This window comes from Hydrocarboniclastica marina (assembly GCF_004851605.1).
Classification (GTDB): Bacteria; Pseudomonadota; Gammaproteobacteria; order Pseudomonadales; family Oleiphilaceae; genus Hydrocarboniclastica; species Hydrocarboniclastica marina.
Window position 1 is genome coordinate 276,592 of the sequence record NZ_CP031093.1, and the last position, 18,944, is coordinate 295,535.

At 58.6% G+C, this 18,944-nt stretch carries 19 protein-coding genes; 12 read left to right on the plus strand and 7 right to left on the minus strand.

The features are described 5' to 3' along the window. Nucleotides 1-120 precede the first annotated feature (120 nt). The 8 genes from gshB (at nucleotide 121) to soil367_RS01300 (ending at nucleotide 6,976) form a co-directional block, all read left to right on the plus strand. Nucleotides 121-1,077, plus strand: a complete 957-nt coding sequence (gshB, locus tag soil367_RS01265) for a glutathione synthase (protein WP_136546149.1) — start codon at nucleotides 121-123, stop codon at nucleotides 1,075-1,077. Between the two features lie 128 nt (nucleotides 1,078-1,205). Next, nucleotides 1,206-2,066 carry an energy transducer TonB gene (locus tag soil367_RS01270; RefSeq protein WP_136546151.1) on the plus strand — a complete coding sequence of 287 codons (861 nt, stop codon included), beginning with the start codon at nucleotides 1,206-1,208 and terminating at the stop codon, nucleotides 2,064-2,066. Between the two features lie 134 nt (nucleotides 2,067-2,200). Further along, nucleotides 2,201-2,776, plus strand: a complete 576-nt coding sequence (locus soil367_RS01275; protein ID WP_136546153.1) for a YqgE/AlgH family protein — start codon at nucleotides 2,201-2,203, stop codon at nucleotides 2,774-2,776. After that, nucleotides 2,769-3,242, plus strand: a complete 474-nt coding sequence (ruvX, locus tag soil367_RS01280; protein ID WP_136546155.1) for a Holliday junction resolvase RuvX — start codon at nucleotides 2,769-2,771, stop codon at nucleotides 3,240-3,242. The genes soil367_RS01275 and ruvX overlap by 8 nt, the downstream gene beginning before the upstream one ends. Before the next feature lie 292 nt (nucleotides 3,243-3,534). Beyond that, nucleotides 3,535-4,065 (plus strand): bifunctional pyr operon transcriptional regulator/uracil phosphoribosyltransferase PyrR, encoded by a 531-nt coding sequence (pyrR, locus tag soil367_RS01285; protein ID WP_136546157.1) that lies wholly within the window; start codon nucleotides 3,535-3,537, stop codon nucleotides 4,063-4,065. Beyond that, nucleotides 4,062-5,075: an aspartate carbamoyltransferase catalytic subunit gene (locus tag soil367_RS01290; protein ID WP_136546159.1), complete on the plus strand. Its 1,014-nt coding sequence runs from the start codon at nucleotides 4,062-4,064 to the stop codon at nucleotides 5,073-5,075. Before pyrR ends, soil367_RS01290 begins: the two co-directional genes overlap by 4 nt. Beyond that, nucleotides 5,072-6,361 (plus strand): dihydroorotase, encoded by a 1,290-nt coding sequence (locus tag soil367_RS01295; RefSeq protein ID WP_136546161.1) that lies wholly within the window; start codon nucleotides 5,072-5,074, stop codon nucleotides 6,359-6,361. The genes soil367_RS01290 and soil367_RS01295 overlap by 4 nt, the downstream gene beginning before the upstream one ends. A 213-nt stretch (nucleotides 6,362-6,574) precedes the next feature. Continuing rightward, entirely contained in the window at nucleotides 6,575-6,976 is a 402-nt protein-coding gene (locus soil367_RS01300; RefSeq protein ID WP_136546163.1) for a hypothetical protein, read from the plus strand. Nucleotides 6,977-6,979: 3 nt separating this feature from the next. Here the strand turns inward: soil367_RS01300 and soil367_RS01305 are convergent, their stop codons facing one another. After that, nucleotides 6,980-7,264 carry an HU family DNA-binding protein gene (locus soil367_RS01305; RefSeq protein WP_136546165.1) on the minus strand — a complete coding sequence of 95 codons (285 nt, stop codon included), beginning with the start codon at nucleotides 7,262-7,264 and terminating at the stop codon, nucleotides 6,980-6,982. 238 nt (nucleotides 7,265-7,502) lie between these two features. On the opposite strand from soil367_RS01305, the gene soil367_RS01310 reads away from it, so the two are divergent. The 3 genes from soil367_RS01310 (at nucleotide 7,503) to soil367_RS01320 (ending at nucleotide 11,794) form a co-directional block, all read left to right on the plus strand. Further along, nucleotides 7,503-8,576 (plus strand): hypothetical protein, encoded by a 1,074-nt coding sequence (locus soil367_RS01310; RefSeq protein WP_246065461.1) that lies wholly within the window; start codon nucleotides 7,503-7,505, stop codon nucleotides 8,574-8,576. Nucleotides 8,577-8,629: 53 nt separating this feature from the next. Further along, entirely contained in the window at nucleotides 8,630-9,658 is a 1,029-nt protein-coding gene (locus soil367_RS01315) for a putative solute-binding protein (RefSeq protein WP_246065463.1), read from the plus strand. Between the two features lie 72 nt (nucleotides 9,659-9,730). Further along, nucleotides 9,731-11,794, plus strand: a complete 2,064-nt coding sequence (locus soil367_RS01320) for a TRAP transporter large permease subunit (RefSeq protein WP_136546167.1) — start codon at nucleotides 9,731-9,733, stop codon at nucleotides 11,792-11,794. A 151-nt stretch (nucleotides 11,795-11,945) separates the two neighbouring features. On the opposite strand, the gene soil367_RS01325 is transcribed toward soil367_RS01320, so the two are convergent. The 6 genes from soil367_RS01325 to mutM all read right to left on the minus strand — a co-directional run bounded on the left by soil367_RS01325 (nucleotide 11,946) and on the right by mutM (nucleotide 17,338). Then, complete coding sequence (locus soil367_RS01325; RefSeq protein ID WP_136546169.1) at nucleotides 11,946-13,496, minus strand: phosphoenolpyruvate carboxykinase; 1,551 nt, start codon at nucleotides 13,494-13,496, stop codon at nucleotides 11,946-11,948. Nucleotides 13,497-13,655: 159 nt separating this feature from the next. Beyond that, the gene (gene hslO / locus soil367_RS01330; protein ID WP_136546171.1) at nucleotides 13,656-14,510 is read right to left on the minus strand and encodes an Hsp33 family molecular chaperone HslO; all 855 of its coding nucleotides are present in this window, start codon (nucleotides 14,508-14,510) and stop codon (nucleotides 13,656-13,658) included. 54 nt (nucleotides 14,511-14,564) lie between these two features. Continuing rightward, complete coding sequence (gene hslR / locus soil367_RS01335) at nucleotides 14,565-14,984, minus strand: ribosome-associated heat shock protein Hsp15 (protein WP_136546173.1); 420 nt, start codon at nucleotides 14,982-14,984, stop codon at nucleotides 14,565-14,567. Nucleotides 14,985-15,089: 105 nt separating this feature from the next. Next, a complete protein-coding gene (gene yrfG / locus soil367_RS01340; protein WP_136546175.1) occupies nucleotides 15,090-15,755 on the minus strand; it encodes a GMP/IMP nucleotidase in 666 nt (221 codons plus the stop codon). Between the two features lie 41 nt (nucleotides 15,756-15,796). Further along, nucleotides 15,797-16,132, minus strand: a complete 336-nt coding sequence (locus soil367_RS01345) for a hypothetical protein (protein WP_136546177.1) — start codon at nucleotides 16,130-16,132, stop codon at nucleotides 15,797-15,799. Between the two features lie 393 nt (nucleotides 16,133-16,525). Beyond that, nucleotides 16,526-17,338 (minus strand): bifunctional DNA-formamidopyrimidine glycosylase/DNA-(apurinic or apyrimidinic site) lyase, encoded by an 813-nt coding sequence (gene mutM, locus soil367_RS01350; RefSeq protein WP_136546179.1) that lies wholly within the window; start codon nucleotides 17,336-17,338, stop codon nucleotides 16,526-16,528. Nucleotides 17,339-17,749: 411 nt separating this feature from the next. On the opposite strand from mutM, the gene soil367_RS01355 reads away from it, so the two are divergent. Beyond that, a complete protein-coding gene (locus soil367_RS01355; protein ID WP_136546181.1) occupies nucleotides 17,750-18,928 on the plus strand; it encodes a DesA family fatty acid desaturase in 1,179 nt (392 codons plus the stop codon). Nucleotides 18,929-18,944: the final 16 nt, after the last annotated feature.

Sequence of the window (18,944 nt, forward strand, 5' to 3'; positions counted from 1 at the left end):
GTTGCAGACAGTTGCACTACAGGCCGCATTCTCACAGCATAGCAGTTATTTGCAGTGCTGCAGGTTTACAATCAACTCCACGACCACTCATTCCGGAAACGGACAACAGGACCATTTGCGATGACAGTAAAGCTCGGGGTGGTGATGGACCCGATCGAGAACATCACTTACAAGAAAGACAGCTCGCTTGCGATGCTGCTGGCGGCGCAGCAGCGCGGCTGGGAGCTATGGTATATGGAGTTGCCGGACCTGTATCTGCACGGCGACCAGGCGCGGGCCAACATGAAGCCCTTGCGGGTCATGGCTGATCCGGAGTGTTGGTTCGAGCGGAGCGAAGGGGCAGATTTACCGCTGGCCGATCTCGACGTTATTCTGATGCGGAAAGATCCCCCGGTTGACCGAGAGTTTCTCATTGCCACACACATACTTGAGGCTGCCCAGCGCGACGGTACGCTTGTTGTGAACCCGCCCCAGGCTCTACGGGACTGTAACGAGAAGCTTTACGCGACCTGGTTTCCCCAGTGCACCCCGCCGTTGATTGTGACCCGTGACCCTGCGAGGTTGAGGGCATTTCACGCTGAACACAGCGATGTTGTCATGAAGCCCATCGACGGTATGGGCGGTAAATCGGTGTTCCGCGTCCGGCCCGGGGACGCCAATCTTGGCGTAATCATCGAGACCCTGACCCAGGACGGCCAGCATCAGATTATGGCGCAGAAGTACCTGCCCCAGATTAGTGAAGGCGACAAGCGGATCCTGCTGATCGATGGCGAACCCTTGCCTTTCGCTCTTGCGCGGGTGCCTGCGGCTGGAGAGAACCGGGGTAATCTCGCAGCCGGCGGTCGTGGCGAGGGTCGCGAACTCACCGAACGGGATCGCTGGATATGCGCGCAGTTGGGCCCGGCATTGCGTGAGCGCAATCTGATCTTTGTGGGTATTGATGTTATTGGTGAGTATCTGACCGAGATCAACGTGACCAGTCCCACCTGCATCCGTGAGCTCGACAAAGCATTCGATGTCGACATCGGCGGCCAGCTGATGGAGGCTATCGCCCGGCGACTGCCCGCATCAAAGTAGCGGCAGGGCGACGCATCCGATGAAAAACGCTGCGGCTGGGCTATTATTGGCGGCTACACTCCTGGTCGCGTTAGACAGCGACTTGCCTGGCGCATGAGCGCGCGGGTCAGGACCATGCAAGGTAAAATATGGCGGTAAATGTAACCGACGCTGATCGCCTCAGCTTCACGGTTTTTATGGCGCTCGTCCTGCACGCCATGATTGTGCTGGGCATTACTTTTGCGCCGGAGGATCCGGAAACGGCCGCCGATACGCTGGAAATCACCCTGGCCCAGCGAAACGATGAAGCGCCCGAAGAGGCCGATTTTCTCGCCCAAAGCAACCAGCGTGGGAGTGGGACCGAGGCTGAGGTCTCTGAACTGACTGCGACCCGCGAAGCCACTGTCACGGATGTTGCTGTCCGCGAAGTCGAGCCGGCTGCGGTAGAGACTGCTGCGGCAGCAGCGGATGCCCCAAACGCGCCGGTTGTGACGACTGTTGTGTCTTCCCAGGACATGCGGGACAGTGACGAAGAGACGCCGGAGCCGGAGCCGGATCCCGACACGCCCCGCAAAAGTCTGATGGACCGCAGCCTCGAAATCGCCAGTCTTGAAGCACGGCTTGACCAGAAAATGCGCACTTACGCCAAGCGGCCGCGGATCGAACGGGTGACGGCTGTTTCCACCCTGTCTTCTTCTGACGCCTGGTACGTTCAAAACTGGGTCGACCGGGTGACGAGACTCGGTAACATGAATTACCCCAGTGAGGCCCGACGGCGCAACCTCCACGGCAGCTTACGCCTGCTGGTTGCTATCAACGCCGACGGCTCCGTGCGGGACATCAGTGTGCTGGAATCCTCCGGCCACAAGATTCTTGATGATGCAGCCATTTCGACGATCCGGGTGGCCGCTCCATTTGCACCTTTCCCGGAAGCCATGCGTGAAAACACCGATGTGCTCGAAATTATCCGTACCTGGTCGTTTCAACCCCGGGGCCTGACGTCCCGTTAGTGTTCTGGCCCATATGGCACCTATTGTCTGGCATGTGGCACCTGCCGCGTCCGGAGGCAGGGGCAAGATGGTATAGTTTGCGTTGACCCGGCGAGCGGGCGCGGCACCAAATTTTTTAACTCTGTGGGATTGCCATGAACACGCAGAAAAACTCGCACGCAGCCCTGTACAGTCTCAGGGGCCAGCTTCTGATCGCGATGCCTTCGCTACGCGGCTCGGAGTTTGGCGGGGCCGTGATGTATATCTGCGATCACACCGAGGACGGCGCGCTGGGGATTGTGATAAACCGTCCGCTGGAACTTCGGCTGGATGAGCTCCTTGAACAAATGGATCTGGCTGAGGTCGAGTCTGATCGCCTTGTTTTCAGTGGCGGCCCCGTGCAGCTGGAGCGGGGCTTCGTGTTGCACCGGGGCGAGCGCCGGTGGCAGCACAGCCAGGTTGTCGCCTCAGATATATGCCTCACCACGTCCCGGGATATTCTGGATGCGATTGGCCAGGGAGAGGGACCTGAAGAGTTTCTTATGGCACTGGGTTACGCCGGTTGGAGTCCCGGACAGCTGGAAGAAGAGATCGCCGGCAATGTCTGGCTGAACTGTGACGCCGACGCCGACCTCTTATTTTCCGTGCCATGGGAGCAGCGCCTTGAAACCGCATTGAACCGGATGGGCGTTGACCCGTCACAGCTTTCCAGCAGCGTCGGCCATGCCTGAGCGTAACGAGAGAGTCATGGCTTTTGACTATGGCATACGCTGGATTGGCGTTGCCGTAGGCCAGGCCATGCTCGGGACGGGTACCGCGGTGGCTCGGTTTCAGGCGCGCGACGGCATTCCCCGCTGGGAAGAGGTTGACTCCCTGTTGCAGGAATGGCAGCCCCAGCGCCTGGTGGTCGGTCTTCCCTTGAACATGGACGGTAGCGAAAGCGATATGAGCCTGCGGGCTCGCAAGTTCAGTCGCCGTCTCGACAATCGGTTCAGGGGGCCCGTGAGCCTTATCGATGAGCGCCTGACCAGCTATGCCGCCAAGCGGGACCATGAGGCCCGTGGGCGCGCGCTGGATTATTCCAGGGAGGGTGCTGGTGTCGACGGTGAGGCTGCCGTGATTATTCTGGAAGACTGGTTCCGTTCAGCCTGCGCCGATGGTTCCCGGACCGATTCCACGACGGGCCAGGCAGGTTGAGCTGCCTGGCAGCAGCAGGGTCCGAATACCACACCTCAGCCGGCCCGAGGCCGATGCGACCTTCTGTCGCCAGGGCTGTCTGTCCTGTAAAGGGCGCTTACTGGACAGAGAGGCTCTGTGAGAGAAGCTCTGGTGCCTGATGCTTACTTTTGTCAGACAAGTGCTTAGCGGCAGCTATGCAAGAGCGGTACTGATGCAAGAGGAATGTATGGCAAGAGGCGCGTACGCAAGAAGAGCACCTGCGCAAGAAGAGCACCTATGCACGAGGAGCACCTATGCAAGAGGAGTACCTATGCAAGAACTGAGTAACGTCGATTCTGTGCTCGATCAGATGGCGCACGGCCTTGAGCAACTGTTTCGGCAGAAGCAGGTGACCGCTCCCTTGATCATCGGAATCCGTACAGGCGGTGTATGGATCGCCGAAGCTTTGCAGCGGCGTCTGAACGTGACCGAGCCATGCGGCGTGCTCGACATCTCCTTCTACCGCGACGACTTCGAACGTATCGGCCTTAATCCCCAGGTCCAGCCATCGGCGTTACCCGTCGATACAGAGAACCGGCACATCCTGCTGGTCGACGATGTCATCATGAGCGGGCGCACCATCCGAGCCGCGATGAACGAAATCTTCGACTACGGGCGCCCAGCCGGCATTACGCTGGCCGCATTGGTCGATCTGGGCTCGCGGGAACTGCCAATTCAGCCCGATCTGGTGGGCCGCCGGCTGGCGTTGGCGGAAGGGCAGCGGGTGAAACTCCTCGGCCCGGAGCCTCTTCGGCTTGAGGTGCGCGAACGGGGTGCCAGCAAGCGAGGCTTGCAGCGATGAACCAGGGCATTAAAGCGATCAGCCCAGGGTTGCAGCTTACGTCAGGCGGTCAGCTCAAGCACTTCCTGACGATCGACGGGCTGGGCCGGGACTTACTCACCGAAATTCTGGATACTGCAGACTCTTTTATCGAGGTTGGCGAGCGCCGGATCAAAAAAGTGCCGTTGCTGCGTGGCCGAACCGTGGTCAATCTCTTCTTTGAGCCCAGCACCCGCACCCGGAGCACCTTCGAGTTGGCGGCCAAGCGCCTTTCGGCGGACGTGCTCAATCTGGATATCAGCAAATCCGCCACATCCAAAGGCGAGTCTCTCTCTGACACACTCCTGAACCTGGAGGCCATGGCCAGCGACATGTTTGTGGTGCGTCACGCCCAAAGCGGCGCAGCACACTTCATTGCGCGCTCCGTCACCCCGGGCGTTGCCATTATTAACGCTGGCGACGGTCGTCACGCTCACCCGACTCAGGCCATGCTCGACATGCTCACAATCCGACAGCACAAAGAGCGCTTCGAAGGGCTAAGGGTGGCTATCGTCGGCGACATCCTGCATTCACGTGTTGCCCGGTCCCAGGTTAATGCGTTGCTGACGCTGGGCGCCGAAGAAGTTCGCCTGGTTGGCCCCGCGACCCTGATGCCAGCGGCAGCCAACCAGCTAGGCGTAAAACTGTGCACAACGATGGAGGAAGGGCTGGCCGAAACTGACGTTATTATCATGCTACGCCTGCAAAAAGAGCGGATGGAGTCCGGGTTGCTGCCCAGCGAGCGCGAGTTCTTCAAACTCTATGGTCTTACCCGGGAAAAGCTTGCGTTGGCAAAACCGGATGCCATTGTCATGCACCCGGGGCCGATCAACCGCGGTGTGGAGATTGAGTCAGCTGTTGCCGATGGCCCCCAGTCAGTCATTCTCAGTCAGGTCACCAACGGCATTGCGCTGCGTATGGCTGTGATGTCCATGGCCATGAGCGGTCAATTGGCTGAGCGTGCTGCAGCCCAGCATGGGGGTGCAGCATGAGTACGCGTCTCGATAACGTGCGCCTGTGGGACGATCGCGGACTGCAGGACAAGCCCGTGTCTGTACTGCTTGAGGGCAGCTTCATCAAAGCTGTCGGTGACGACAGCATGCCTGCCGAACACTGTCACAATGGAGCCGGTAAGCTGCTGGTGCCGGGACTGGTCGATCTTTCCTGTCACGTCCGGGAACCGGGGCCGGATCGTAAGGGCTCGATCGCAACAGAGTCACGTGCTGCTGCCAGGGGCGGCTTCACAACGGTCTGCACATCACCGGAAACGTCGCCCGTTAACGATTCAGGCGCGGTCACGCATCTGATTCTGGAGTTGGCTTCTCGTCAGGGCTTGGTGAAAATCCTGCCGGTCGGTGCAATGACCCGCGGCCTGGGCGGCGAAATGCTGAGCGATATGGCGGGTCTGGTGGCTAGCGGCTGCGTCGCATTAGGCCAGGCCGGCCGAGGTGTGCGCGACGCGCGAACGCTACGTCGCTGTCTGGCCTACGCACAGACTTTTGGCATACCACTCTTTCTCCAGGCGGAGAACAAGGCGCTGGCGGCTGAAGGTTGTGCCCATGAAGGCCTGATGGCAACTCGCCTGGGTCTGCCAGGCATACCGGAAGTCGCTGAAACGGTCGCTGTGAGTGAACTCATCCTGCTTGCGGAAGAGACTGGGGCGCGATTGCATCTGGCCCAGCTGTCCACGGGCCGCAGCGTTGAACTGGTCAGGGCGGCCCAGGCTCGCGGCGTTGGTCTCACCGCGGATGTAGCCATCAGCAATCTTGCCTATACCGATGATTGCCTCAAGGATTACGACAGCCGCTTCCACGTGCGGCCACCCTTACGATCAGAGGCGGACCGGAAAGCGCTTTGTCGCGGCGTTAACGACGGTACTATCACGGCCATTGTCAGCCAGCACCTCCCGCATGAATCCGAGGCGAAGCAGGCACCGTTCGGGGAAACCGAACCCGGGCTTTCAACCATCGATATTACCCTCTCCCTGGGGCTGAGGCTGGTCCAGCAAGGGGAATTGGAGCAGCAGGCACTGTTGCGCGCGCTCACCGCTGGTCCGGCCAGTGTTCTGGGGCGTCCGGCGCCGGCCATCCGTTCGGGCAGTAGCGCCGACCTGTTTCTGTTGGATCGGGAGGCAAGCTGGTTCGTCGATGAGGCCAGCCTGTTGTCACGGGGCAAGCACAGCCCCGCTCTGGGGGAGTCATTGCCCGGAGTGGTTCGCGCAACCTGGGTGGACGGGCGCCGCGTGTACGCGGTTGAGGACGAGCGCGTGCCCGAGTAGCGGCCGTTCTGGCGTAGCGCGTAAACAATAGCGGTTGCCGTGATGAGTCAGGTCATGCAGGATATTGGAACAGACGCCCTTGGCGGAGCCTGCAATCGCGGGCAATGCCCGCCAACCTCGTTTCTTTGCATCACCAGTCGCACCAAAGCTGCCAACAGTCAGCCAGGTATGGCTAGCTATGAATTTGGTTAGCTAATAATAAGGAGAAGTTGTATGGGTTTTTTCACGTTCGTCGCCATGATTCTGATTATCTGGCTGCTGTGGACCTTATGTCGAAACACCGGAGATGCGCTAGACAAACAAACTGCACTTCAGTATGAAATAGTTGCCCTGGAGAAACGGATCGAGCAGCTCGTGGAGCGGTTACCTGCCGGTTCTGCTACTGGTTCGACCGAAAACGCAGCGGCTCCCGCCAACCCTGTCCGCAATGCCGCGACGCCAGCTAAAAATACAGCCGGCAAGGCAAAGGCGAAGGGCGCAGTAAGAGCGTCTGGCAAGAAAACCTCAGGCACTTCAGCGAGCGCCAAGCCGGCGACAAAGGCACAGCCGAAGGCCGACAACGATTCGGCTGGCAACCCCGCTGGCAAAGATAGCGGGCCTTCGTCGGGCACCTGATCCTCAGCCGCGCTCGCAACTGAACGTATCCCTGAGCCGCTTACCTGCCTTGAAACCTACGGTGCGGGAAGCGGCGATCCTGAGCTCTGCTCCCGTCCGCGGGTCACGGCCTGTGCGGGCGCTACGTTCACGTACGCTGAAAGCCCCGAAACCGGGTAACCGGACGTTCTGGCCTTTGGCCATCGCTTGAGCGACCTGGTCAGTGAACGCCGTGACGACCTCCATGGCCTGCTTCCGGCTCAGGCCAGTGCGCGACGCTATTGCTTGGGCAAGTTCGGCTTTACGCATTGATGAATTTTCCTCAGTCCATACAGTTTCAGGCGATGCAGGCGTGTGGGTCTGTCCTGCGCGCGCCGTAATTAAAGTCGGGTTGGGTATAAGTTACCGCCATGTGAGATTCGACTCACAGAATAACCCGGTTACTGATGCTAATTTCCTTCTACGATGACACTCGCTGTCACTTTCCAATAATAACTATTCGAACCAGCAACTTGCCTGTATAGCGGGGCTGGGTTCAGGAGTGCATATGTCTCTACACCGCTTTGCCTTGTCGGAACGCCTCACCACCTCGCTCCCGAAGATGCCCAAGATTGCGCTCCTCGTCCTTGCCACGGTTGGCTTTGCGGGATGCGGCACCGTTAACCACGTAATCTACAAGACGACCGGTGCTGTAGTGAAGAACTACGCCAACGATCATGCCATGCCGTATCTGCTTGAGAGCAAGGACCTGGCGATGGCCTGTGCTATGGCAGAAGCGACGGCACCCCTGATGATGTCCTTTGGCCGGGTGAACAGCGAGCCTGATCAGTTGGGCGTCATGCTCAACCTGTCAGCCGGGGGCTGCGAGGACGAGCGCGCGTGGGACAACGAGCTGGCGTATCTCCGCGCTATAGGCGAGCAGAATGGCCGGGCCGCCCAGGATGCGCAAATAGCGCAAAAACGTCATCAACTCAGAGCCGCTGAGCGGTATCTGCGCAGCTGGGAACACCTCACCGCGCACTACGGGGATCCAGGTGAGGGCGAGTGCCCGAGCTTCGATACTTCGCAGGATGAGTTCATCTACATGGCCGGTCTGTTGTCCGGACTTCAGGCGCTGAACAACGAGATTCAGTCCAGTGTCTCCGTAGGCGTCCCGAAAAATGTCGGCTCCAAAGTCTCAAGGGCAACCCAGTGTCTCGACGACGACAAGTGGTGGGGCGCGCCCTCGGCAATTCGGGCAACTGTCTGGGCGATGATTCCGGGAGCTGAACCTGAAGGCGAAGACCCCTTCCAGTATCTCGAGCGTGCCGATCAAAAAGGCGAGCAGGCTGGTGTGCGCATAGCTCATGTATTCCACGCGATGGCCGCTTTGAATGCCGGGGATACCGAGAAGGTCAAAGCCATCATAAAAGCACATGCCGAATCGATCAGTAATACGCCGAGTAATGAGGAATGGCGCATGGTGGACGAGATGGCTACCCGCAACATCCTGGCAATCTCGGATCGGTTATGGACCCAGAATCAGGGTCACCGGACACCCATCGGCGGCCTTGGGACGTTCTGGGATGACGAGCGGTCCGAGTCAGTCGGTGAAGACCTTGACCTCGAAGGAATCCTTTGATTACGCGGTCAACCGACCTGTTGACTGATAATCTGCATTTTCAGGAGCGTACCTTGGCTATTTCCGTCGCGACTCGACACCACCTGCGCTGGCTCGCCGCCAGCGTTGTTTTCCTTGCTGCTGCGTTTCCGGTGCTTGCGCAGGATATCCCCAAAAGATCCTTTTGCGTGTTTGATCCGATTGGCGCGAACGGACCTTTGTTCAGTGTCATGAAAGCTGCCCGTGCGCCAGCTTTGGGTTGGGGCGTCGACCTGCAGTTGCGCGCTTACACCGATGAGAAAATAGCGGCGGAAGAGTTCAAGGCGGGTCAATGCGATTCAGTCCTGCTGACGGGTACGCGCGCCCGGGAATTCAATAAATTCACCGGTACCCTGGAGGCTATAGGTGCTGTGCCGGGCGAGCGGGAAATGCGTATGCTGCTGCAGGCGCTTAACCAGGAGAAAGCAGCCGGGCTTTTGCGTAGCGATGGCTATGAAGTTGTTGGCATTCTTCCTGCCGGCGCCGTGTATCTGTTCATGCGCGATCGCGAGCTGGACACGGTTAATGAGCTGCAGGGCAAAAAGATCGGTGCGTTCGACTATGACGACGCCGCGGTAACGATGGTGAGGCGGGTCGGTGCGTCCGTCGTAGGCACGAACTCCGCCAACTTCGCTGGCAAGTTCAACAATGGCAGCGTGGATATCATCTACGCTCCGGCCGTGGCTTATACACCTCTGGAACTGTACAAGGGCGTCGTACCCGATGGCGGCGTCTACAACTATCCCCTGACCCAGATGAACTTCCAGATCCTGATCCACCGGGACCGTTTTCCCGAAGATTATGGAAAGAAAGTCCGGGACTATTCGCTCGATCAGGTTGATCGGGCATATGAGCTTGTTGCATCAGCTGAAGCCGAGATTCCGGAGGAGTTCTGGACTCACCCCACGGCTGAACAGGTCAGCGACTATGACGAGATGTTACGCGAAGTGCGTCTGGAGCTGCGGGACGGCGGTACCTATGACGGCACGGCGCTGAAACTGATGCGGGCAATACGCTGCAAAACCGATCCTACCCGCCCCGAGTGTGCGCTCGCGCTGGAGTGACGGCGTACAGGCCGGTACTCAACTCGACGTTAATACGCCATCATGACCATTCACTTTCGGGGCCTGCTAGCCATGTCTGAACGCTCCTCCACCAGGCGCTCGGGGCTGGAATGGTTCTCTTCGCTCCCTGCCTGTGTGCTGCTGCTTGCCGTTGTTGTTTTTGCGACGGGTAGCGATTTACACAACCGTATGCTGCAACTCGGGGACGTGTTGTGGCAGGACTATTACCAGCTTCGCGCCGATCCTGAGCTGCCGCGCTGTGACCCTGATATCGACGTCGAAGCCGAGATCGCACGTCGCATGCAGGAGTCGTCGGGCGGCGGTCTAATCAGTGATCTGATCGAGCCTGACGCGCTCGACCCGGACACCCTGCGCCAGTCCATAGAAGGCGCACGCCAGCGCTGCGCCGATCGTCATGCGACCTTTGAGAGCCTCCAAGGTCGCATGACACCGGCTCTGGTAGCCTACCGGCAGGTTGAGCTGGCGATGGCGGACGTCGTCGCTCTGGGCCTTTCATCTCAACGCTATCTGCTCGCGTTGCTGCTGATTATCTGCGCTGCGACAGCCACCTTCAAGCGACACCATATCGCCATGCGTGGCATGGAAACCCAGCTCGACCATAAAGTCTCCTTCTTCCTGCAAACCATCGCCAATATCATGCTGCTGCTGTCCAGTTGGTTCTACCGACAGCAGGCTCATGCCGGCGGAGGCATAGTTACGCTGGATAAGGAAATCCTTCACGACGTCTGGATAGTCGGTTTTCTTTTCCTGTCACTCGTCAGCTGTTACCGCTTGTTCCGCCCACCCGCCGGCCTTCCTGTTCAGGGCAACCTCGGGCACGCACTCCTCTCGGTACCTCTATATACAACGATGTGTCTGATCTCCGGCAGCTATTTCGCATTCCTGGGGCATAGCGCAGGGATCGGTATCTATCTCGACAAGATGATGGAACTGTCCGACATGTTCCTCAACATCGGGCTCTACGTCTGGGTGGGCATGATGCTGAAGCACACGCGCCTGGCGCGTCTGGTGTTCGATATCTTCCGTCCCTGGCGGATGCCGCCCGAACTCCTGGCCGCGGTCGCTGTGGCTGTGGCCGCGATCCCGACGGCCTACACCGGCGCCTCCGGCATATTCGTTATCGCGGCAGGGGCTGTTATCTACGCGGAGCTTCGGTCAGCTGGTGCCAGGCGGCAGCTAGCGCTGGCGGCCACCGCGATGTCAGGCTCCCTCGGGGTCGTTCTACGCCCCTGTCTGCTGGTCGTTATCATTGCCTACCTTAACCGCGAGGTGACGACCGACCTTCTGTTTGGCTGGGGCATCTGGGTTTTCCTGCTCACGGTCAGTGTGTTTCTTCTGGTGAGTATGACCCTTAACCGGCAAGGGACATTCAAGCTGGCACCATGGCGCGTGGCCCTCCCAGCTTCCCTGGCTGCAGCCAGAAGCCTGCTTCCGTATGCCTTGATTGTTATCGGCGTTCTGCTGGTTTACAGCTACCTGCTTGATGTCTCAATGGATGAATTTTCGGCGCCGCGTATTCTGCCCGTGATGATGCTTGGGATTCTGATCTTTGAGAGCATCCGTAGTCGACACGAACGCCGCTTGCGGCCCGAAGACGAAGAGGTTGAAGCACTCGAGCCCAGGATCCGCAAGGCTACCAATGAAACGACGGGTGAGATCGGCGCGCTGCTGTTGCTGTTCGGTCTGTCCGTCAGCCTTGGGGGTGTGATTGAGCGCGCTGGAGTCATGGGGCTGTTCCCGGAGTCTTTCGCCAGCCCCTGGATGGCCATGGCGCTCATGGTCTGTGTGCTCGTCATGCTCGGCATGATCATGGATGCCTTCGGTGCCGTCATCCTGGTCAGTACGACGGTCGCCACCATCGCCTACCAGAGCGGTATCGACCCTGTTCACTTCTGGATGGTCACCCTGGTGGCTTTCGAGCTGGGCTATCTGAGCCCGCCGGTGGCGCTGAATCACCTGCTGACCCGGCAGGTCGTGGGAGAAGACGAGGTCCGTGCCGCTTTGGCCGAAGGGGATACCTTCTATCAGCGGCATGAGCGCATCCTCATGCCGCTGATCGTGATGGGGATATCGCTGGTTCTGGTCGCTTTTGTGCCGCTGCTGGTCTATCTCTAGAGCGCAGGTCCTTTAACGGAATATCTTATTCCACCTAACAGCATTTGCCCGCCCTGGCCTAAAAATGAAAGGAGGGGGCAACAAAAAACCCGCAGTGAGACGCTGCGGGTTTTTTGTTAGAGCCGAGCTGCAATACAGCAGCTCCTGGAGCTTATGAGGCTTTGACGGCAACCGGTTGGGGACCGGCGGCGACGATGGCATCAGCAACGTCGAACTTTTCGAAATTCTCAACGAACTGTGATATCAGGCTCTGGGCAGCTTCGTCATATGCTGCAGGATCACTCCAGGTGTTACGCGGATTCAGCAGTTTGTCGTCTACACCGGGGACTGACCTGGGGACGTCGAGATTAAGCTCGGCGAGGTGTTCGGTTTCAGCGTTGGCCAGGACACCGCTTTGAACGGCGTTGATGATGGCCCGGGTTGTGGGGATATCGAAGCGGCTACCGACGCCGTGTGGTCCGCCCGTCCAGCCAGTATTGACCAGATAGACCCGGCTCCCGAACTCCTCTACACGTTTCATCAAAAGTTCTGCGTACACGCCGGCTGGGCGCGGAAAGAACGGGGCACCGAAGCAGGTTGAGAACGTAGCGCGTAGTTTGGATGACGAGCCCATTTCCGTTGAGCCTACCAGCGCCGTATAACCGCTCAGGAAGTGATAGGCCGCAGCTTCTTTGTTCAAAAGAGAAACCGGCGGCAGCACGCCGGTCATGTCGCAAGTGAGGAAGATGACGGCGCTAGGTTCGCCAGCCCGGTTTTTCTCTACACGCTTTTCGACATGCTCTAACGGATAGGCGCAGCGAGTGTTCTCGGTGAGCGAAGTGTCGGTGTAGTCAGGTGTGCGTGTTGTTCCATCCAGCACGACATTCTCGACAATCGCCCCGAAACGTATCGCTTTCCAGATGATGGGCTCGTTTTTCTTACTGAGGTCGATACACTTGGCGTAGCAGCCGCCCTCTATATTGAAAACGGTGCCTTTGCCCCAGCCATGCTCGTCATCGCCGATCAGATAGCGCTCTTCATCAGCTGAAAGGGTTGTTTTGCCGGTGCCGGAAAGGCCGAAGAACAGGCAGGTCTCACCGTCGTCGCCGACATTGGCGGAGCAGTGCATGGGCAGCACATCTTTTTCTGGCAGCAGAAAGTTCTGCACCGAGAACATGGCTTTCTTCATTTCGCCGGCGTAATGCATGCCGGCCAGCAGCACTTTGCGTCGGGCAAAGTTGATGATAACGCAGCCGTCGCTGTTGGTTCCGTCGCGCTCAGGCTCACAAACAAAGTTTGCGGCATTCAGCACCTGCCAGGCGGGCTTGTCGGCGGGATTGAACGCGTCCGGCCGGATAAAAAGATTGCGACCGAACAGGTTCTGCCAGGCAGTCTCGGTAGTCACTTTTACCGGCAGATAGTGTTCCGGGTCAGCACCGACGTGAAGATGAGATACAAACTTGTCGTGCTCGGCAATGTATGCCTCTACCCGATCCCAGAGCGCGTCAAACTTGTCCGCGTCGAAAGGACGATTGATTGCGCCCCACTGAATTAAATCCGCCGTGCTAGGCTCTTCGACGATGAAGCGGTCTTTGGGCGACCGGCCAGTACGGTGGCCAGTATTTACCACCAGGGAGCCGTTATCCGCCAGCTTGCCTTCACCTCTTGCAAGCGCAAGTTCTACTAACTGCGCCGCGCCCAGATCTGTATAAGTGTTGCTCACTTCGACCTCGATGTCTCTATGGACTGTCCGGCGGCGCACCGCAAAAGGGAGACAGCCTGGGAACAGAATCGTTATTTGCAGGCGCGCTATTATGCCAGACTGAACAATAAAAGGCGACTGCGCGGGAACCCTTGTGCTACATGGGCTGCAGTACGTTTCCTAGTGCAGCGGCGGCTGCTGGAAGAGCACCGTCACATCCTGACGGTCGAACTCATAGTGGTGATGGCAAAACTGGCAGTCCACGGAAATCACGCCCTGTTCGTCCAGAAGCGCAATGCAGTCCTCTTCGCCTAACGCCTCAAGCGCCTGGGCTGTGCGCTCGCGGGAGCAGCTGCAGGCGAAAACTACAGGTTCGGGTGGGTACAGGCGTACAGCGTCCTCGGGGAAAAGCCGTCTCAGGAGCGTCTCGGCGTCCAGGAGCAGAAGCTCATCCGCTGTCACGGTCCGGGCCTGAAGCGTCAGGCGATTCCAGAAGTCTCCGTCGGGCGCCGACTCGCCTGGCAATCTCTGTAGTAGCAAACCCCCGGCACGCGCGCCGTCAGAGGCCAGAATTATTGCCGTCGCCAGCTGCTCAGAACGTTCAAAGTAGCTTTCGAGGCATTGACTGAGCGTCTCGTCCTCAAGCGGCACGACCCCCTGATAGCGTTGGCCATGACGCGGTTCAATCGTAATCGCGAGTCGGCCGTCACCTAAATGCTCGGCCAGTGTTCCGGGCCCCACTTCGGGTTCACTGTGGGCCAACCCCCGGATTTGTCGCTGGTGGTTGCTTTCGGCCATCAGGAGGCTCACAGAGCCAGATCCGCGCGCCTGTAGCGAGAGCAGGCCCTCGAATTTCAGGGTCGCACTCATGAGTACCACGGCTGCAAGGCTCTCACCCAGCATTTGTGCAACAGGGGCGGGATAGTCCCGTTTGCCCAGGGCTTCCCGGCTGCTGGCGTCCAGCATCACTCGTTCGCCCCGGATGTTGCCGTGTTCGAAGATAAAACGTTGGAACTGGTCTGAAAAATCTGCCATGGACATATCCGAAAAACTGGAGCGTGGGAGAGCGGGCGGAACCGGCGAGCACAGCTAGAGTGGTGGTTCAGTTTCGCCTGTCTGATGCTTGATGCGCTGGATTTCCCGGCGCTGCTTTTTATTGGGGCGGCGCGCAGGTGGCAGTTGGGAGGCCTGCAGGGATTTGCGTTGCCATGCATCTTCCTCTCGTTTCTGCAGGCTCTCGTCGGTCTCTGCGTAGAGCTGCTGAGCTTCTGGTGCCCCCCGACGCTGGTCAGAAATCATGACCACCTTTACGCTTTTCTCTTGCCAGCCCTGGCGTAAGCGAACAGTTGCGCCAACCTCGACAATTTTACCGGGCTTTGTCCGGTGGCCGTTATAGTGGACTTTGCCGCCTTCTATGGCGCCTTTGGCCAGGCTTCGTGTCTTGAAAAACCGTGCAGCCCAGAGCCATTTGTCCAGCCGGACCTGCGGTTGCTCCTGAGTGTCAGTCATGGCAGTGATTGAGGTTTTTCCTCCGACAACAGTTAGGCCGTTTCGATGCAGTATAACGCCGGTAGGGGGGTAGGAGGAAAGAGGCGCGCTTTCGTTGGAGGCGGCTTATCGGAGCGCTTCGCCGGGCCAGACCTCATCGAAGTGCTGAACGCCGGGGAAGCCTGGCGCGGTGCGTGGTGACTCTTTGCTATCCGGTGCCAGCACCGCCAGCAAATGTTCCAGGCCGAAGCGGCGGGCGCTGTCGAGTACAGGCAGACTGTCGTCAATCAGCAGGGTGTCCGACAAGCCGAAGGGTTCGATCTTCTGTAGATCTGCCCAGAAGCTTGGGTCTTCCTTGGGCTTACCGAAAGAGTGTGTACTGTAGATCCGGTCGACCAGCGGCTCGAGGTCGACCGACTCGAGCTTCAGGCTCAGGCTGCCATGGTGGGCGTTGGTCACGATCACCAGGCGTCGGCCCTGGGCTCGCAGTTGCTTGAGAAACGCGGGCACGTGTGGTCGAAAAGCAATACGTTCGCGGACTTCTTCCTTAAGCTTGCGAATATCAACGTCCAGTCGCTGGCTCCAGTGATCCAGACAGTACCAGTTCAGGGTTCCTTTCTCGGCGCCGATCAGGCGCATGATGTCTTCGCGGGCCGAGACTGGCTCCATGCCGTGAATCTCGGCGTAGCGGCGGGGCAGATGCACGAGCCAGAAGTGGCTGTCGAAGTGCAGGTCCAGCAGGGTGCCGTCCATGTCCAGAAGGACTGTCTTTATTTGCGCCCAGTTCACCATGCCTGTCGAGTTTTCCTGCTGGTTTTTCCCTGGAAGCCCGGTCAGTCGCTGTTCTGTTCGACCAGCGTACCATCGTGACGACCGGCCATGGTGCAGCCCAGGCAGCGCACGAAAGTCGCTTTGGCTGGCTCAAGAAACAGCACGTCTCCGGCCTCACCAGCGTTGCCGCCGATCAGTGAGAATGGCAAGGATGCCAGATAGACCGCGCCACCCACGGCAGTCATAGCCAGCAGCGCGGGTCGGGCAAATATAGCGTCACCCGTCATTGATAGCGCTGTTGGCTTTTCCTCGACAGTATTGGCCTGCACGCTCGCAGTCAAGGAAAGCGCGACAGTGAGAAAAGCTGCGGTCAGGGTGCGGGTCAGGCTGGACGACATGTGTAACTCCTGGATCAGATTTTCCGCTCCGCGAACGCAGCGGCAAGAAAACGGGACCGGGCGCTACCGGTCTGACGCAGCGCCATCGCAATGGCGCTGCACTGAAGACACCTGGCCCCTTACCCACGTTCGACTGGCGATGGAAGTGGCCGTCCGGTGACTGGGGGGGTAATGTGCCGGGCTTCTGCGCGGGTAAATCAGAGTGTAGTTCGAATTGTGCAAGTCTGCCTGAGGAATAGTCTTAACAGGTCAGCATATTCTTATATTTTAAAAGACTTTTTGCTGATATAAAAAGTTACGATTCGTGTGACAATTGTGAACGCGAGAAGTTCGCCAAAGAAATCCTTGGCTTAGCGGAAGCCGAAAAGTGGATAAAAATTAACCAAACGGTAACTATCTTTGACACCGAGTACAGTAAACCGTCGCCCGCTGGCCTAGTCGCGACGCTTTGAGGGTCGAGGCGCAGGTCAGGCAGGCCTGGCCAGCACGGCCGTAGACGCGGAGAGATTGTTTGAAGTAGCCGGGGTTACCGTCCGTGTTGATGAAATCGCGCAATGTGGTTCCGCCCATCTCGATGGCGTTGCCCAGAACAGTCCGGATACTGTCGGCGAGGATGTCGTAGCGTGCTCGGCTGATACGGCCTGCTGCCCGGGCGGGATGTATTCCTGCGAGAAATAAAGCTTCGGCCGCGTAGATGTTGCCGACACCGACCACCTGGTGGTGGTCCATTATAAAGTTTTTCACAGCCGTGGTTCGCCCTCTGCTGGCGCTGAACAGATGACTACCGCTAAAGTCTGGTCCCAGTGGTTCTGGACCCAGATTGCGTAGCAAAGGATGCTGCCGCCAGTTTTCCGTCCAGAGCCAGGCCCCGAAACGACGCGGATCGTTGAAGCGTAGGCAAAGCTCGGGCGTGAGGTCCGCCTGGACATGGTCATGCTTCCGGGTGGCCGTATGGGGATGCTCGAGTCGAAGGCTGCCCGACATGCCAAGATGGACAATCATCGTTCCCCTGGATGTCATGAAAAGCAGGTACTTTCCGCGCCGTTCAAGCCGTTCAACGACCGCTGCTTCAATCTGAGCTGGCAAATCTGCCGGGATGGGCCAGCGCAAGCGGCTCTCGAACACGTGCAGTTGGCTGATCCTGCGCCCTTCGAGGTGGGGGCGGATGCCCCGCAGGGTTGTTTCAACTTCCGGTAGCTCTGGCACTGATGAGAAACTCCTGATCGTCTTTCGGCAGGTTTCGGCCTGCCCAGTCTAGTGTCTGAGCCCAAAGCGCTAAAGGTTCACTGGCGAGCCGCTGCTTTTAGTCGAGCCGTGTCTGGGTGGGCCACGCGTGAACGGAGCATGGTCGTAAGCGCTCGATGTGAAATGCAGTCGAGCGACAGGAACCTCTTCAGCAAGCAGAGGTCTAACTGGTCACCAGCGATGAACTTCCAGCCCGTACAAGGTGTCCACTCGATCCACGGCCGCTTGATCCCCCTATAAGGAGAGCGCAGAAGCGTTGGTTGTTCAGCGCACACTTGTACGCTAAGATTGGCTTTATACGCTATACTCAAAGTATTGCCGCGGTTTGCCTTTGCGAATCCGGCCCTGCAATTTCCCCGAAGAGGACAAAATATGGGGTTTTACGGTCTGCTTGACCTTCCGGTCTGGCAGTTAGTGCTAATCGCACTAGCCCTTACGCACATCACGATTGTCAGCACGACAGTTTATTTGCACCGCCACTCCGCGCACAACGCAGTTGATCTGCATCCAGCCCTGGCACATTTTTTCCGGTTCTGGCTCTGGCTCACAACGGCCACGGTGACAAAGGAGTGGACTGCGATCCATCGCAAACACCACGCGACCTGTGAAACAGAAGATGACCCCCATAGCCCGGTAATCAAGGGTATCCGGAAGGTTCTGTTCGAAGGGGCTGAGTTGTATGCCGAAGCGGCGACAGAGGAAACCTGCGCCCGCTATGGCCAGCGTACGCCCGAGGACTGGATTGAGCGCAACCTTTATACCCCTCGCAGCACCTGGGGTGTAATTCTTATGGCGGCAATTGATCTCGCCCTGTTCGGTGTGCACGGCATCTGGATCTGGGCGATCCAGATGATGTGGATTCCTGTGTGGGCCGCAGGCGTGGTGAACGGGATCGGTCACTACTGGGGCTACCGCAACTACGAATGCGCCGATAACGCCCGGAACATCTTCCCGATCGGTATACTGATCGGCGGGGAAGAACTGCACAACAACCATCACACGTTCCCGAACTCACCGAAGTTGTCCCGCCGCTGGTGGGAGCTGGATATCGGTTGGGCCTGGATAAGGCTGTTCCAGCTGTTTGGGCTGGCCCGACCCAAAAGCATCAATCCTATTGCCCACCAGATTCCCGGGAAGCATGAAGTTGACCTTGAAACAGTGCAGGCCATTGCCAACGCGCGGTTTCAGGTGCTACGCCAGTATCATCGTCAGGTTCTTTTTCCGGTATTGCGCCAGCATCGGGAGCGGCTTTCCGGAGAAGGGCGCCAGCTTTACAACCGCGCACGTAAGTTGCTCACGCGGGAGGCAAGTCTGATTGCGCCTGAAGAACGGGAGCGGCTCGATAACCTGCTCCGCGACAACGCTGCGATCAGAACCATCTACGAGAAAAGCCACGAGCTGCAGTTGATCTGGCAACGCCGGGCCGGGCTGCGTCCTCAGGATCGCATGCAGGCGCTGTTGGAGTGGTGCCGTCAGGCTGAACAGAGTGGCATCCGTTATCTCGAAGAGTTTGCCGCACAGCTGCGAAGCTATTCCCTGCGCCCGGCCTGATCGGCGCTGGCGTATC